Origin of the sequence: Agromyces sp. NPDC057679 (assembly GCF_042799635.1) — a bacterium.
Taxonomy (GTDB): domain Bacteria; phylum Actinomycetota; class Actinomycetes; order Actinomycetales; family Microbacteriaceae; genus Agromyces.
In genome coordinates this window covers 361737-377567 of the sequence record NZ_JBHVIK010000005.1, presented here as the reverse complement: position 1 = coordinate 377567, position 15831 = coordinate 361737, and the positions used below count along the sequence as shown (strand labels likewise).

At 71.5% G+C, this 15831-nt stretch carries 13 protein-coding genes; 2 read left to right on the top strand and 11 right to left on the bottom strand.

The genetic code is table 11. The features are described 5' to 3' along the window. Positions 1-28: 28 nt before the first annotated feature. The 7 genes from ACFVAJ_RS21190 to ACFVAJ_RS21160 all read right to left on the bottom strand — a co-directional run bounded on the left by ACFVAJ_RS21190 (position 29) and on the right by ACFVAJ_RS21160 (position 7578). Complete coding sequence (locus ACFVAJ_RS21190; RefSeq protein ID WP_376947748.1) at positions 29-610, bottom strand: group III truncated hemoglobin; 582 nt, start codon at positions 608-610, stop codon at positions 29-31. 9 nt (positions 611-619) lie between these two features. Further along, on the bottom strand, positions 620-1393 hold the full coding sequence (locus tag ACFVAJ_RS21185; RefSeq protein ID WP_376947746.1) for a fumarylacetoacetate hydrolase family protein: 774 nt from the start codon (positions 1391-1393) through the stop codon (positions 620-622). Between the two features lie 231 nt (positions 1394-1624). Further along, positions 1625-3124, bottom strand: coding sequence for a DUF222 domain-containing protein (locus tag ACFVAJ_RS21180; protein WP_376947744.1), 1500 nt, complete (start codon positions 3122-3124; stop codon positions 1625-1627). Positions 3125-3242: 118 nt separating this feature from the next. Next, on the bottom strand, positions 3243-3719 hold the full coding sequence (locus ACFVAJ_RS21175) for a GNAT family acetyltransferase (protein WP_376947742.1): 477 nt from the start codon (positions 3717-3719) through the stop codon (positions 3243-3245). Then, the gene (locus ACFVAJ_RS21170) at positions 3716-4831 is read right to left on the bottom strand and encodes a branched-chain amino acid aminotransferase (RefSeq protein ID WP_376947740.1); all 1116 of its coding nucleotides are present in this window, start codon (positions 4829-4831) and stop codon (positions 3716-3718) included. The genes ACFVAJ_RS21175 and ACFVAJ_RS21170 overlap by 4 nt, the downstream gene beginning before the upstream one ends. 29 nt (positions 4832-4860) lie before the next feature. Beyond that, complete coding sequence (locus tag ACFVAJ_RS21165; RefSeq protein WP_376947738.1) at positions 4861-5922, bottom strand: 3-isopropylmalate dehydrogenase; 1062 nt, start codon at positions 5920-5922, stop codon at positions 4861-4863. A 93-nt stretch (positions 5923-6015) separates the two neighbouring features. Beyond that, positions 6016-7578: an MFS transporter gene (locus tag ACFVAJ_RS21160; RefSeq protein WP_376947827.1), complete on the bottom strand. Its 1563-nt coding sequence runs from the start codon at positions 7576-7578 to the stop codon at positions 6016-6018. 161 nt (positions 7579-7739) lie between these two features. On the opposite strand from ACFVAJ_RS21160, the gene ACFVAJ_RS21155 reads away from it, so the two are divergent. Further along, positions 7740-8303, top strand: a complete 564-nt coding sequence (locus ACFVAJ_RS21155) for a TetR/AcrR family transcriptional regulator (protein ID WP_376947736.1) — start codon at positions 7740-7742, stop codon at positions 8301-8303. A 66-nt stretch (positions 8304-8369) separates the two neighbouring features. Here the strand turns inward: ACFVAJ_RS21155 and serA are convergent, their stop codons facing one another. The 4 genes from serA to ACFVAJ_RS21135 all read right to left on the bottom strand — a co-directional run bounded on the left by serA (position 8370) and on the right by ACFVAJ_RS21135 (position 11499). Beyond that, positions 8370-9968, bottom strand: a complete 1599-nt coding sequence (serA, locus tag ACFVAJ_RS21150; RefSeq protein ID WP_376947734.1) for a phosphoglycerate dehydrogenase — start codon at positions 9966-9968, stop codon at positions 8370-8372. 151 nt (positions 9969-10119) lie between these two features. Then, the gene (locus ACFVAJ_RS21145; protein ID WP_376947732.1) at positions 10120-10491 is read right to left on the bottom strand and encodes a bacitracin resistance protein; all 372 of its coding nucleotides are present in this window, start codon (positions 10489-10491) and stop codon (positions 10120-10122) included. Then, the gene (locus tag ACFVAJ_RS21140; RefSeq protein ID WP_376947730.1) at positions 10488-10997 is read right to left on the bottom strand and encodes a DNA polymerase III subunit gamma/tau; all 510 of its coding nucleotides are present in this window, start codon (positions 10995-10997) and stop codon (positions 10488-10490) included. Before ACFVAJ_RS21140 ends, ACFVAJ_RS21145 begins: the two co-directional genes overlap by 4 nt. 46 nt (positions 10998-11043) lie before the next feature. Then, on the bottom strand, positions 11044-11499 hold the full coding sequence (locus ACFVAJ_RS21135; protein ID WP_376947728.1) for a hypothetical protein: 456 nt from the start codon (positions 11497-11499) through the stop codon (positions 11044-11046). 113 nt (positions 11500-11612) lie between these two features. Here ACFVAJ_RS21135 and ACFVAJ_RS21130 point away from each other — a divergent pair, with 113 nt between their 5' ends. Continuing rightward, positions 11613-15821: a BTAD domain-containing putative transcriptional regulator gene (locus ACFVAJ_RS21130; RefSeq protein WP_376947726.1), complete on the top strand. Its 4209-nt coding sequence runs from the start codon at positions 11613-11615 to the stop codon at positions 15819-15821. The last annotated feature ends 10 nt before the right edge of the window (positions 15822-15831 follow it).

Sequence of the window (15831 nt, the reverse complement as noted above, 5' to 3'; positions counted from 1 at the left end):
AGCCGCGAGGCCCCACCCTCCGGCCGTTCTAACCGCGGCCGCCGGCCGGGCCGTCGACCCCGGGCCCGGGCCCGGGCCCGGGTCCGGGCCCGTCGATCGTGCCCTCCGCCTCGAGCCGCTCGCGCGTCGTGATCGTCTCGTACGCCGAGCCGGTGCCGCCCGCGAGGCGGCGGCGGATCGACGCGGCGATGCGCTCGCCCTGCACTTTCGCGCGGTCGGCGACCTCGCCCCTGAAGCCGTCGTCGACGGTCTGGCGCCAGAGCACGAGCCACCGGTCGAAGTGCGCCTCGGTGAGCGGGTGCTTCGCATCGAGCGCCACGTGCAGCGCGAGCGCGTTGCGGCGGTAGGTGCCGGCGTCGAAGAGCACCGACTCCCAGAAGTCGCACATGATGGGCAGGTGGTGGGCGAGGTCCATCTTCGCGACGTCGGTGAAGATCGGTCCGATGAACGGATCGGCGAACGCCCGAAGGTAGAACGCCTCGATGAGCGTGGCGAGGTCGTCGCGGTCGCGGAGGTCGTGGTGCCCGTCGCCCGGCGCAGGCTCGATCGTCAGGGGGTCGCCGGCGCTGCCGGTGACCTCCGCCCCGTGCCCCGCACCCTGCTCGTCCATGCCGACCCGCTAGCTCGCCGAGCGCACCGGGTTCGAGAGCACGCCGAGGCCCGAGATCGTGACCTCGACCGTGTCGCCGTCGGCGATCGGGCCGACGCCCGCCGGCGTGCCGGTGAGGATGACATCGCCAGGCAGCAGGGTGAACACGCTCGAGGCGTGCGCGATGATCGCGGGCACGGAGTGCACGAGGTCGGCGAGGCGCCCCTCCTGCTTGCGCACACCGTTGACGCTCGTCTCGATGGTGCCGTTCTCGAAGTCGACGTCGGTCGAGATGACCGGCCCGAGCGGGCAGAACGAGTCGAAGCCCTTCGCGCGGGCCCACTGGCCGTCGCGCTGCTGCAGGTCGCGGGCGGTCACGTCGTTGGCGATCGTGTACCCGAAGATCACCTGCTCGGCATCGGCCTCGCTCACGTTCTTCGCGATGCGGCCGATCACGACCGCGAGCTCGCCCTCGTGCTCGACCCGCTCGCTCTGCGGGGGCAGCACGATGGCGTCGTCGGGGCCGATCACGGAGGTGTTCGGCTTCAGGAACAGCAGCGGTTCGGCCGGCGCGGTGCCGCCCATCTCGGCGGCGTGGTCGTGGTAGTTCTTGCCGACCGCGATGACCTTCGACCGCGGGATCACCGGCGCGAGGAGCTTCGCCTCGGCGAGCGCGACCCGTTCACCGGTCGGCTCGTAGCCCGCGAACATCGGGTCGGCCTTCAGCACGACGAGCTCGTGCTCCTCCTCGTCGATGATGCCGAACGAGATGGTCTCACCATGGCTGAACCGCGCGATCTTCATGCGAACAAGCCTATCGGCGGGTGGTGTGCGCGGGCTGGAGGGCGGGCGCTCGTGGCACGCAGCCGGGGGCGAGCGGTCGGGCCCTGCGCACGCCGCCCGGGCAGGCGGGTGGTCGAGCCTTGGGCGCACGCCGCCGGGGCGGGCGCCCGAGGGACACCGCCGGGGCGGGCGCCCGAGGGACACCGCCGGGCAGGCCCTCAGGGCCCGTCGCCCGGGCATCATTCGCGCCCGTCACGCGACGTCGCGGAGTTCGAACCGCGCCCGCCCGCCGAGTCGCGGCCGTTGCTCGGGATCGACGTGGGGTGGCGGAAGGAACCAGATCTCGTGCCGACGCGAGATGATGCTCCACCCGTCTCGATGCACCTGATGATGGCAGTGCGTGCAGAGCAGCACCCCGTTGTCGAGGTCGGTCGAGCCGGAATCGCGCTCCCACCATCTGATGTGATGGGCGTCGACGTAGCCGATGTTGCGGCCGCAGCTCGCGCACCCGCCGTCGCGTTCAGCGAGGGCGAGGCGTTGCGCCCGGGTGAACAGTCGCTTGGACCGGCCCACGTCGAGCGGCTCGCTGCGCCCGCCGAGCACCATCGGAATGAGCTCGGCATCGGCCGCCATCCGCCGGAGCATCGCCGCCGACAACACTCGATCGAATCCGTCGATCGAGCCGAGCATGCACGGTGTGGTCGGGCGTGCGGCGGCTCCGTGCACGACACGGTCGTCGCGTGCGTCGACCGCTCCTCGGATCGCGGCATCTGCGTGATCGCACGGCAACGCCTCGTCGAGCGCATCGGCATGCAGGCGAACGACGACCGTCGTCTTCGACACCGTCGGCATCTCGGCGCAACCGAGCGCATGCCTGGCGAGATCAGCCAGCGCATCAGCCTGCAGCTGCGGGATGGACCGCAGATCGTCGACGACCGGCCCGTCACCATCAGGCCGGTTGTCTGAGGTCGCTCGACGCCGCTGCAACACCTCGGTGACCAGTTGCTCGACCGCCGCCTTGATCGGCGCCGCGGTCGTGACATCGAACCGGCCGTGCAGCCGCACCATGCCCGACGCCTCTTCGGTGATCGTGAGCGAGCGCTGCTCGCGCAGTGCCTCGTCATGCGGAGCGACGCCATCGGGATCGAGCCGCGCCTCGGCGTGCGTCACGGCGCGCTGCAGCAGCGAGTACGGCACCGACGTCGCGAATGCCGCGAGCTCGACCTCGTAGGCGGCGGCACGCGCGACGCTCGTTCGAGGAGCCACTCGGTCGAGCATGGTGCAGATCGCATCGGCCGCCTCGAGACCGATCGCCCCGCTCGCGAGGGCACCTGCCACAGCCGGCCGCCGCGGCGGCATCGGCTCTCCGGTGAACGACGCACGCGGTCGACTCGCGGCTCCGACCCTCACGAGCATCGCGGCCTGCCGTGGCGTCGCTCCGACCGTCGAGGCGACGAGCTGGATCGCGTTGCGCTGCCCGTGCCGCTTCGCGAGCCCCTCCGCACCGAACGCGGCGTCGCTGCGCAGGTCGACCTCCGCGGCGAGCGCCGCGAGGACCGCATCGAGTTGACGACGCAGCCCGCCCGCAACCTCGACCACACGGACGAGACCCGCATCGTTCATCGCGACGACGTCGTCGAGCCCGCGCTCGGCACCGGCCTCGACCGCTGCGCCGAACGCGGGCGCAGCCCCGACCCACTCGGCGCGCAGCGCGTCGAGACGACTCTCGAGGCTCGCGAGCGAGTTCGTCATGCTTCGATGCTGCCGCCACCCACCGACATTCGATCGCGCCGAGAATTATCGACTGATCAGCGATTTAGCTTGTGAACAACCCGACAGGAGCCCACCCTGTGGAGGAGAAGTCGAACCCTCAGCGACTGCCCGGCGAAGCATCCTCGATCAACCGCTTGCCGAGGCTCACCGCGTCGTCGACCGCGTACCCGAGGCGCTCGTAGAACGCGATCACCTCGGTGTTCGAGGTGCGCACCTGCAGGTTGAGCTTGGGGCATCCCCGTTCGACGAGCAGGCGCTCGGCCTCTGCCATGAGCCGGCGCCCGAGGCCGGTACCGCGCGCGGGGTCGGCGACGGCGAGGTAGTTCACCCAGCCGCGATGGCCCTCGTACCCGACCATCGCCGTGCCGACGAGGGTCGCGTCACTCGCGACGGCAACGAGGAACAACTCGGGCTGCACCGTCATCTTCCGCGAGATGTCGAGGTACGGGTCGTTCCACGGCTTCACGAGGCCCGCGGCACGCCACAGCGCGACGACGGCCTCGGTGTCGTCGACGACGAACGGCCGGATCGAGGTCGATCCGGCCGTCGCGTCGTCGTGGAGCGTTTCGCTCATGCGTCGAGGCGCAGCAGCCACCCGTGGCGGTCCTCGACGCGCCCGTACTGGATGCCGGTGAGCTCCTCGCGGAGCGAGAGCGCCAGCTCGGCGGCCGCGTCGCCCTCGTGCACGATCTCGAAGTCCTCGGCGAGGAGTCGACCGATGGGCGTGATCACCGCGGCGGTGCCGCAGGCGAAGGCGCCCACGATGTCGCCGGATGCCGCGCCCTCTCGCCACTCGTCGATCGTGACCCGGCGGCTCTCGACGGTGTGGCCGCGGTCCTTCGCGAGCTGCAGCACCGAGTCGCGCGTGATGCCCTCGAGGATCGAGTCGGACTCGGGGGTGACGAGCGTGCCGTCCTTGTAGACGAGCACGACGTTCATGCCGCCGAGCTCTTCGAGGTACTTGCCCTCGTCGAGGAAGAGCACCTGCTGGCAGCCGTGCTCGGCCGCCTCGGCCTGGGGCAGCAGGCTCGACGCGTAGTTGCCGCCGGTCTTCGCCGCACCGGTGCCGCCCTTGCCGGCGCGGGCGTAGTTGGTCGACAGCCAGATCGACACGGGCTGCACGCCGCCGTGGAAGTAGGCGCCCGCGGGGCTCGCGATCACGTAGAACGCGACCTTCTTCGCCGGGCGCACGCCGAGGAACGCCTCCTTCGCGAACATGAACGGCCGCAGGTACAGGCTCGTCTCGGGCGCCGACGGCACCCAGTCGGCGTCGACCGCGATGAGCTTCTTCAGCGACTCGATGAAGATGTCGCTCGGCAGCTCGGGCAGCGCGAGGCGCTTGGCCGAGCGCTGCATGCGGGCCGCGTTCTGCTCGGGGCGGAAGGTCCAGATCGAGCCGTCGGCGTGCCGGTACGCCTTCATGCCCTCGAAGATCTCCTGCGCGTAGTGCAGCACGGCGGCGGCCGGGTCGAGCTGGATCGGGCCGTAGGGAGAGACGCGGGGGCGGTGCCACCCGCCCTTCTCCGACCAGCACACGTCGACCATGTGGTCGGTGAAGTGGTTGCCGAAGCCCGGGTCGGCGAGGATCGCCTCGCGCTCCTCGGGCGACTTGGCGTTCTCGTTGCGGACCGTCTGCCAGATGAGTCCGGCGGCGGAGGGGGCCTGGAGCGGGAGGTTGATCGTCATGAGATGTCCTTCGATGCGCTTGCGCTTGATCAGTCGAGTGCGCCGATGCGAGCGGCGATCGCGTCGCCGACCTCGGAGGTCGTGCGCGTCGCCCCGCCGCGTTCGGCGATGTCGGCGGCGACCGCCCGCGAGACCTTCGCCGAGGCCTCTGCGAGACCGAGGTGGTCGAGCAGGAGGGCGACGGAGAGGATGGCCGCGGTGGGGTCGGCGATGCCCTTCCCGGCGATGTCTGGAGCCGAACCGTGCACCGGCTCGAACATGCTCGGGAATCGGCCGTCGGGGTTGATGTTGCCCGAGGCTGCGAGGCCGATGCCGCCGCTGATCGCGCCGGCCAGGTCGGTGAGGATGTCGCCGAAGAGGTTGTCTGTGACGATGACGTCGAATCTAGCAGGGTCGGTGACCAGGAAGATGGTCGCGGCGTCGACGTGCAGGTAGTCGACGGTCACGTCGGGGTACTCGGATGCCACGGCGTCGACCGTGCGCTTCCACAACGAGCCGGCGAAGACGAGCACGTTGGTCTTGTGCACGAGGGTGAGCTTCTTGCGGGGGCGCGCGTTCGCGGCGGCGAAGGCGTATCGCACGACCCGCTCGACGCCGTAGCCGGTGTTCACCGAGACCTCGTTGGCGACCTCGGCGGGGGTGCCGACGCGGATCGCGCCGCCGTTGCCGACGTACGGGCCCTCGGTGCCCTCGCGCACGACGACGAAGTCGACGTCGCCCGGGTTCGCGAGCGGGCTCACGACGCCCGGGTAGAGCACCGACGGGCGGAGGTTCACGTAGTGGTCGAGCTCGAATCGGAGCTTCAGGAGGAGCCCGCGCTCGATGTTCGCGCCCGCGAGACGCGGGTCGCCCGGCACTCCCCCGACGGCGCCGAGCAGGATCGCGTCGTGGCCCTTGATCGCGTCGAGGTCGGCGTCGGTGAGCACGTCGCCCGTCTCGAGGTAGCGGGCCGCGCCGAGCGAGAACGGCGTCTGCTCGAACACCGTGTCGCCGCCGGCCGTGACCGCGTCGAGCACCTTCAGCGCCTCACCCACGACCTCGGGGCCGATCCCGTCACCGGGAATGACCGCGAGCTTGACCGTTCGACCCATGAATGCTCCTTCGTGCGACAACCCCTCCAGCGTACTGCCGTCGCCCGCCGTGCCCCGTTCCGTGACGGGGCACGGCAGGCCGGCACCCGGCGCTCAGTCCTGGTGCGAGGGGTTGCGCAGGGTCAGCGCCGCGATCGTCGCGGCGGCGACCATCAGGCCGACGCCGATGAGCGAGGTCACCAGCACTCCGCCGTCGAACGCGACCGCCGCGGCGTGCATGAGCTCCTCGGCCTGTGCGGCGGGCAGCTCGGACGCCACCACCGCCGCGCCCGCGAGGGTCTCGCGCGAGGCATCCATCTGCGCTGCGGTGAGCGAGGCGGGCAGTTCGATCGCGCTCGCGTAGTGCGCCGCGATGATGCTGCCGAGGCCCGCGGTGCCGAGCACCGCGCCGAGCTCGTACGCCGTCTCGGAGACCGCGGAGGCCGCGCCCGCCTTCGACGCCGGGGCGCTCGAGAGGATGAGCTCGTTCGACACCGTCTCGGCCATGCCGATGCCGATGCCGAGCATCGTGAAGGCGAGGATGACCGCGCCGAGCGAACCCTCGGACGCGCCGAACGCGACGACGAGGTAGCCGCCCGCCGAGAGCGTGAGCGCCGAGGGCACGAGCAGCCGCGGGGCCACGCGCCGGGAGATCGGCACCACGACGAGGCCGGCGACGATCATCGCGAGGAGCCCCGGCAGGAGGGCGAGCCCGGCCTCGACCGGCGAGAGGCCCGCGATGATCTGCAGGTGCTGCGACACGAAGAACAGGAAGCCGACGAGCGAGACGACGCTCAGCAGGTTCACGAGCACGGCGCCGCCGAACGGGCCGACCGTGAACAGGCGCACGTCGAGCATCGGCGCCTCGCTCGCGAGCTGGCGGCGCACGAACAGGTAGCCGGCCGCGAGGCCCACGAGGATGAAGAGCGGCCCGGCCGCGTCGAGGCCCTCGGTGGCGAGGTGCTTGATGCCGAAGACGATCGGCGCCATCGTCGCGAGCGAGAGCAGGATGCTCCAGACGTCGATGCGGCCCGGGTTCGGGTCTCGGCTCTCGGTGATGAGCAGGGGCACGAGCACGAGCATCGGCACGAGCACCGGCACCGCGAGGAGGAACACCGAGCCCCAGGCGAAGTGCTCGAGCAGCAGGCCGCCGACGAGCGGGCCGAGGGCGCTGCCCGCGGCGAACGCCGAGGCCCAGATCGCGATCGCCAGGCGGCGCTGCTCGCGATCGGCGAAGATCGAGCGCAGCAGCGACAGCGTCGAGGGCATGAGCATCGCGCCGAAGAAGCCGAGCGCGGCGCGCGCGGCGATGAGGAGCTCGGCGGTCGGGGCGAACGCCGCACCGACCGACACGACCGCGAAGCCGATCGACCCGATCATGAGCATGCGGCGACGGCCCCACCGGTCGCCGGCGCTGCCCATCGCGACGAGCAGGGCGGCGAGCACGAGCGGGTAGGCGTCGATGATCCAGAGCTGCTGGGCCGCCGTCGGCGCGAGGTCGCGCGAGATCTCGGGCAGCGCGAAGCTCAGCACCGTGTTGTCGATCGACACGAGGAGCGCGGGCAGCATGAGCACCGCGAGCGCGATCCAGGCGCGTCGCGGGGCACGGCCCGAAGCGCCCGTGGGAGCCGCGGCGCGGGTGCGCTTCGCGGCGGCGCGAGGGCTCGCGTCGGTCATCGGGGTGGTCGACGAATCGGTCGTCGGGGTCGTGGTGGCCGTCTGCTCGGTCATGGTTTCACTCAGTTTCTATACCGTCTAGTTGGTATAGTAACAGAAGCGGGCCGCGCGTCGTCAACGCCGCAGGCACGCGATCGCCGCCGTTCAGGGAGAATCGACACATGGCCCGTCCCCCAGCCGCTCGCGAAGCGGTGCTCGACGCCTTCGAGCGCCTGATCATCGCCGACGGCGAGCGCGCCGCCACCCTCGACGCGACCGCCCGCGAGGCCGGGGTGTCGAAGGGCGGACTGCTCTACCATTTCGGTTCGCGCAACGCCCTCATCGCCGGTCTCATCGAGCGGCTGCACCGCCTCGTCGACGACGACGTCGCGCGCATCGACGGGGCGCCCGAAGGGCCGATCGCCTACTTCGTGCGGTCCTCGCTCGAGATCGAGACCGCCCTCGACCGCAGCTTCATCGCGACCGTGCGACTCGCACAGGGCGGAGATCGCGAGGCCGGGCAGGCCATCGAGGAGGTCCGCGAGCGCTGGCTCGCCGAACTCGGCCGGTACGTCTCCGATCCGGCCCTCGCCATCGCCATCACGCTCATCGGCGACGGCCTCTACTACCACTCCGCCCTGCGGGCCGAGGCCGTCGACGACGCCGCGAGCGCGGGCGACTTCACCCCCGAGCAGATGGACGCGCTCGTCGCCCTGCTCGAACGACTCGTCGCCGACGGCCGCTGAGACGACGGATGCCCCGGCGCGCGCCCTGCGAGGGGCGTCGCGCCGGGGCATCCGCCCGATCGAGTGCTACTCGGTGATGTCGATCTCGACGAAGACCTTCGCGTCGATCGCCTGGCGCACGCGCTCGAGCACCTCGGCGGGCACCGGCGAGTCGACCGTGAGCACGCTGAGCGCGGTGCCGCCGGCCTCGCGTCGGGCGATCTGCATGCCGGCGATGTTGATGCCGGCCTCGCCGAACTCCTGGCCGTAGACCGCGACGATGCCGGGACGGTCGGTGTAGCTCATGACGATGTGGTGCTTCGCGATCGGCACCTCGAGGTCGTAGCCGTCGATGCCGACGAGCTTCTCGGTCTGCTTCGGGCCGGTCAGCGTGCCCGACACCGACACCTGGGTCCCGTCGGCGAGCGCACCGCTCAGCGTGATGACGTTGCGGTACTCGGGGCTGTCGGCCTCGGTGATGAGCCGCACCTGCACGCCGCGCTGCTCGGCGAGGAGCGGGGCGTTGACGTACGACACCGACTCGGAGACGACGTTCGTGAACACGCCCTTCAGCGCGGCGAGCTTCAGCACGCTGACGTCGTAGTCGACGAGTTCGCCGCGCACCTCGACGTCGAGGCTCGTGAGGCCGCCGTGCTCGCCGTGGGCGAGGCCGGAGAACAGCTGTCCGAGCTTCTCGACGAGCGGGATGCCGGGGCGCACGTACGGGTCGATGACGCCGCCGGCGACGTTCACCGCGTCGGGCACGAGCTCGCCGGCGAGCGCGAGGCGCACCGACTTCGCGACCGAGATGCCCGCCTTCTCCTGCGCGTCGTCGGTCGAGGCGCCGAGGTGCGGGGTGACGATGAGATTCGGCAGGCCGATGAGGGGCGACTCGCGCGGCGGCTCCTGCACGAAGACGTCGAGTGCGGCGCCGGCGATCTCGCCGGAGACGAGCGCGTCGTGCAGCGCCTGCTCGTCGATGAGGCCGCCGCGGGCGACGTTCACGACGTAGGCCGTCTTCTTCATCTGCTTCAGCTGCTCGGTGCCGATCATGCCGAGCGTCTCGGGCGTGCGCGGCATGTGGATCGTCACGAAGTCGCTGCGCTCGAGCAGTTCGTCGAGCGAGACCGTCTGCACGCCGAGCTGCTGCGCGCGGGCGGCCGTGATGTACGGGTCGTAGGCGATGACCTCCATGCCGAACGCCTGCAGGCGCGCGGTGATGAGGGCGCCGATGCGGCCGAGGCCGATGATGCCGACGGTCTTCTCGTAGAGCTCGGTGCCCGTGTACGAGGAGCGCTTCCACTGGCCGGCCGAGAGCGAGACGTGCCCGGCGGGGATGTGGCGGGCGAGGCTCAGGATGTGGCCGATCGTGAGCTCGGCCGCCGAGATGATGTTCGACGTCGGCGCGTTCACGACCATGACGCCGGCCGTCGTCGCCGACTTCACGTCGACGTTGTCGAGGCCGACGCCCGCACGCGCGACGACCTTGAGCTTGGGAGCTGCGGCGATCGCCTCGGCGTCGACCTGCGTCGCGGAGCGGATGAGGATGGCGTCGGCATCGGCGAGCGACGACAGGAGCGCCGGTCGATCGGTGCCGTCGACCTGACGGATCTCGAAGTCGGGCCCGAGGGCGTCGACGGTGGCGGGCGAGAGTTCTTCGGCGATCAGCACGACCGGCTTTGACACGAACGGTTCCTTCGGAGCGATGCGCGCGGAAAGGCGCGAGGGGAGAAGCGCCTACGCCAGTGGGGGCGCCGTTACCCCGCCAACCATACTGGAGTGTTGCGCGCCATCACGTACTGTGACGGCTCGCGACGTCGCCGAGCGGGCGAACGGCTCAGACGACGACGCCGCCGACCTGGCCGAGCAGCACCGTCAGGCTCAGGAACAGCGCGGCCGAGACGCAGAGGCCCGCGAAGTACAGCGCGATGCGCGCGAGGATGCCTCGGCGGCGCCCCAGCGCGAACGCCACCCCGAAGCACGCGAGCGGCGCGAGCAGGGCGACGATCATGACCGCCCATCCGGCCACGGAGAACGACAGGCCGATGCCGAGCAGTTGCACGATGCTCTCGACCACCTCCCACACGTCGAACGCGTAGAAGAGCCCGAACACGACGGCGAGGGCGACGTCGAGCCAGAGCGGCAGGGTCGGTCCGGTGGCGGATGCCTCGGGCTCGGCCCCTGCGGGCACGGCGGATGCGGCGGTCATGCGGTCACTCCGAAGATGAAGGGCAGCGGCGCCAGCACGACGGCCCCGGCCACGAGCCAGACGAGCCGCGAGCGGGCGGTGCGCGCTCCGCGCAGCGCGAGCACGAACCAGAGCGGGGCGGCGAGCACCGTGAGCCAGAGGCCGAGGCTGTACATGAAGTCGCCGACGACGCTCATGCCCGGCGTCGCCGTGCGGAGCGCCGTGATGATCCAGCCGATCGTGTAGAGCAGGTAGACCCCGCCGAGCACGCCGAGCACGACGAGCTCGACCGAGCCGGTCTGCGCGGCACCGGCGGGTGCCGCGGCATCGTCGTCGATGCCCTCCTCGTCTGCGGTCGTACCGGTGTCGGCATTCGTGTCGGAGTCGGCGCCCGTCGCCGGTGCCGTCGTCGCCGCGCCCGTCAGCGGAACCGGGGTGCCGACGGCCTTCCAGCCGGGGGCGAGGGTGGCGTCGTCGTCGCCCTCCCAGCGCAGGGCGTCGTCGTCGGCATCGGGGTCGGGGCGCATGCCACCAGCCTATCCAGTCGGGATGCCCCGCCACCTTGCGGCGCCGTCACCTGCGCTCTCCGTTCGGAGATGGACGCACGGTCGGCTGCGGCACATCGCATGAGACCGACGGTGGGCGGTCTTCCTCCGTCAACTGCGGTGCCGGCCGATCCGGCGGTCGGGTCGATGCCGCCGGAGCACGATCGGCCTCCATCAGTTGCCGCAGCGTCGTGTCGGTCGGGATCACCGGCGCCGCCGGAGCGTTGTCGGCCTCCATCAGCTGCCGAAGCGTCTTGTCGGTCGGGATCACCGGCGCCGCCGGAGCGTTGTCGGCCTCCATCAGCTGCCGAAGGTTCTCGGTCGCCCCGAGCACGATGTCGGGCCCGGTCGGCACCATCCCCGGCGCGGCGCCGGCCTGGCTTGCGGCGGCGATCGGCGCCACGGCGAGTGCGCATCCCAACAGGATCGCCGGCGTGACGCCGGCCCTGCTGGTGTTCTTCTCGGTGTTCTTCGTGGTGTTCATGACCCGACGCTCACGCGCACCGGTATGGCCCCGTGAGCCGCACGGTATGGAACGGGTATGGACCCGCATGCACCTTCGTTGACAGCCCATGCACCCGAGTCGAGAATGCAGGTGTGGAGATCCGAGTCCTCGGTGACCTCACGATCGACGGCGGTCGGCTCAGCCCCAAGGAGCGTTCGCTGCTCGCCGCCCTCGTTCTTCGCACCGGAAATGTCGTCGCACCGTCCGAGCTGGCCGACGCGGTGTGGGGCGACGCGGTGCCGGTGACCTGGCGCAAGCAGCTGCAGGCCTTCGTCGGGCACGTGCGCCGGGCGCTGGGATCCTCGTCCGTCGCGACGGACCGTACGGGGTACCGGCTCCGCGTCGATCCTGACACGATCGACGCCGCGCGGTTCGAGCACCTCCTCGACGAGGGCGCGCTGCACCGCGCGAGCGGCGATCCTGCGCGCGCCATCGACGTGATCGGACGCGCGCTCTCGCTCTGGAGCGGAACCCCATACGCGGATCTGGGCGAGTGGCCTCCGGCCCTCGCCGAAGCCGAACGACTCGGTGAGATCCGCGCCACAGCCGAAGAGGACCTCCTCACGGCCCGGCTCGAGCTCGGCGAGCACCGCTCGGTCGTCGCCGGCGCGGAGCGGCTGGTTCGAGGCGATCCGCTCCGCGAGCGACGGTGGGCGATCCTCGCGACCGCGCTGTACCGCAGCGGGCGCCAGGCCGACGCGCTCGCAGCCCTGCGCGCGGCCAAGGAACGGTTGGCCGATGAACTCGGCATCTCCCCCGGCGCGGAGCTCGTCGCACTCGAGTCCGCGATCCTGCGTCAGGACGCCGTACTCGACGCGCCCCCGCAGCCGCCGCTCACCAGCGCCGGCTGCCCGTACCGCGGCCTGCAGCCGTACGGCACCGATGACGCCGACGAGTTCTTCGGGCGCGACGCCGACGTGCGTGCGGCGCTCGATCGGCTGGCGGCGTCGCCGTTCCTCGCGGTCTCGGGAGCGTCGGGCAGCGGCAAGTCGTCGCTCCTGCTCGCCGGCATCGTCCCCGCTCTCCGGGCACGCGGTGAGCACGTCGTCGTGCTCGGGTCGGGAGCGACGCCGCTCCCCCGTCTCCGCGACGCGTTCGCGGAGCGCACCGACGGCGTGGTCGTCGTCGACCAGTTCGAGGAGCTCTTCCACTCCGGCCTGCCGGACGCGCACGTCGACGAGGCGGGCGGGCTCATCGCCGCCGCGGTGGCGGGCGGGCAGCGCGTGATCGTGGCGGTCCGCGCCGACTTCCTCAGCACGTGCGCCACCCGACCCGGCATCGGCCCGATGTTCGCCACGGGGGTGCACCTGATCGGCCCGTTGACGTCCGACGGCCTTCGCGAGGCGATCGAGCAGCCGGCGGCGCTCGCCGGGCTCCGCCTCGAGCCCGGCCTGATCGAGCTGATCATGCGGGATGCCGCAGGTGCGCCGGGCGCGCTCCCCTACGTGTCGCACGCCCTGGTCGAGACCTGGTCGCGTCGCGAGGGCGCGACCCTCACGGTCGCGGGCTATGAGGACTCCGGCGGCATCTCGGGCGCCATCGCCAAGTCGGCCGACCGCCTCTACCTGTCGCTCGACCCCGAGGCGCGCTCGACATGCCGGTCGACCTTCCTCCGGCTCGTGGAGATCGGCACCGACGGCGCCCCGATGCGCCGACGCGTCCCGATCCGCCTGATGCGACAGGATGCCGCTCACGAGCGGGTGCTGACGAGCCTCGCGAGCGCGCGGCTGGTGACCGCCGAGGAGGAGTCCCTCGTCGTCGCCCACGAGTCGCTCGCCACCGCGTGGCCTCGCCTGCGCAGCTGGCTCGAGGACGACGCCGAAGGCCTGCGGACGATGCGGGCGCTCGTGGGCGCGGCCGACACGTGGGATGCCGACGGGAGGCCCGACGGGGACCTCTATCGCGGCGCGCGACTGGCCGCGGCGCTCGCCTGGCGCGAGACCGCATCACCGGAGCTCACACCCGCCGAGCAGGCGTTCCTCGAGGCGTCCGAGGCGCAGGAGCAGGCCGCGCGGGCCGATCTCGAGCGCCGCGTCACCCACGACCGTCGTCAGAATCGCCGGCTCCGGGTGGCGCTCGGCGCGTCGGTCGGTCTCTTCGCCGTGGCCGTCGTCGCGGGAGGGCTTGTGGCCATGGGCTCGGTCGAGACCGAGCGCCAGCGGGAGACCGCGCGCATTGAGGCGCTGACGAGCACCGCGCTGTCGCTGCGAGGGACCCAACCGCATGTCGCGAACCTCCTCGCCGCGGAAGCGTACCGTCGCTGGCCCGACGATCCGCGGTCACGCTCAGCACTGCTCGGGGCCATGACCGGCTCGCCCGGCAAGCTCGCCACGATCCGCGTGGATGGAATGAACGAGATCGCCGGTGTCCTCGTCCCCGGCACGCGCACCGCGGTGGTGGCCACCGATGTGCCGGATCTCCGGGTCGTCGACATCGACACGGGTGAGAAGCTCCGCACGCTCGACGTTCCTCGGGCGAGTGCGTTCCTGGACAGCCGGCTCGGGCCGGCGCTGAACGGGGACGGGACGAAGGCTGCCCTGGTCGAGCAGGATCTCACCGACTACCTCGAGCGCTCGGGCGGGCGCCTCAGCGTCGTCGACGTGACATCCGGGGCGGCCGCGCACCGACCCATGGATCTCGATTTCCTCGTGAGCACGATCGCGCTCAGCCCCGACGGCGGCATCGTCGCGGCCATCGACGAAGTAGGGACGCTCCGCCTCGTCGACGTCGCGACCGGTGGCGTGCGCATCGCCTCCGGCATCCCGACGCACGAGGCCGAGATGGACACCGATCGCGCCGGGGTGGTGCGGTTCGCCGCCGACGGCCGCCTGATCTACGGCGCACTCGAGGGCCGGCTGTTCGTCGTCGACCCCTCGTCGGCGAGCGTGCAGGCCGAGATCCTGATGCCCCCCGAGGCAGTGAACGTCTCCATGGCCATCGTCTCGAACTCGCAGGTCGTGACCACGGGCGACCGTGGGATCGCGCTCGTCGATCTCGCCACCGGGCGGGTCGCGTGGTCGCAGGAGCTCGCCGAGTCCGGGGAGCTGTGCCGCTGGGTGACCGCCTCGGTCGAGCTCGAGACCGTGTACTGCGGCGGACTCGCGGGCACCATCGAGGAGCGCAGCCTGCGCACCGGAGCGCCGACCGGAGTCGTGCTGGAACCGCGACTCGGATACGTCGGGCCGATCGCGGTGACCTCGGAAGGGCGCGAGCTGGTAGCCGTCGGTCGAGGAGCCCCTGCGATCACGCGCTGGATGCTCGACGGGTCGGGACTCGCGTCGAAGCTCCTCCTGCCGGGCTGGTCGGTGATCGGGCCGTACTCCCGCACCGATCCGCATGTCATCGTCGCCCGGCGGCCGGACACCGAACGCGCGAACGCCGGTTACACCGAGTTCGCGGTGCTCGACACGTTCTCCGGCGAGATCGAGAACCGGCTCCCGTTCCCGGCCCACCGAGTGTCCTGGGCGGGCAGCGGGATGCTCTACGGCGAGTTCGGCGGCGAGGGTGCCGACCACGACGGCTTCTACGACACCCGCGCCGGCACGATCGTCTCGGGGGCGGCACTCCCCGACGACCTCGTCGGCACCTTCCCGGACGCCTCGGGCGCCAGGATGTTCGCCGTCCGGGAGGGGGGCGAGGTGTGGACGATCGACGCCGCGACGAGCGAGCGGGTCGACCCGACGTTCGACGTCGGCGGCTTCCCGATCTCGCTGTCGACGACCTCGAACGGCGACGAGGTGCTCGTGACCGTCTGGCAGGAAGGCGGGGACGGCGAACCTGACCAGTACTGGAGCCTCGTCATCGACGGGAGGAGCGGCGAGCAGCTGCGCAAAGGCCTCCGCGGTGCGGCCGGGACCATGTTCACGTCGCCCGGCGAGATCCTCACCGCGTGGGACGACAACCGGCTCGTGCGTCACGACAGCATGTCCTTCGACCCGATCGACGTGCTCCCGGCGGTCCCCGGGCGCATCGAATCGGTGAGCATCGACGCCGGCGGACGGCTCCTCAGCGCCTATTCTCCCGACGGCACCGTCTCGATCTACGACCTCGCCACGGGGCTGCGCCTCGGCGACCCGATCCCCGTGGCGAATCCTTCGGCAGCATCCGGCATGCTCCGGGCCGACGGACAAGAGGTCGCGATGAACGTCGCCGGCGGGGTGGCCGTCTGGGACCTTCGGCCCGAGACCCACGCGGATGCCGCGTGCCGCATGGCCGGGCGCGACCTGACGCCCGAGGAGTGGAACACCTACCTCGGCGATCTCGGAACGTACCGATCAACCTGCGGGTTCGGGGGCGACTGATTCTTCGGTT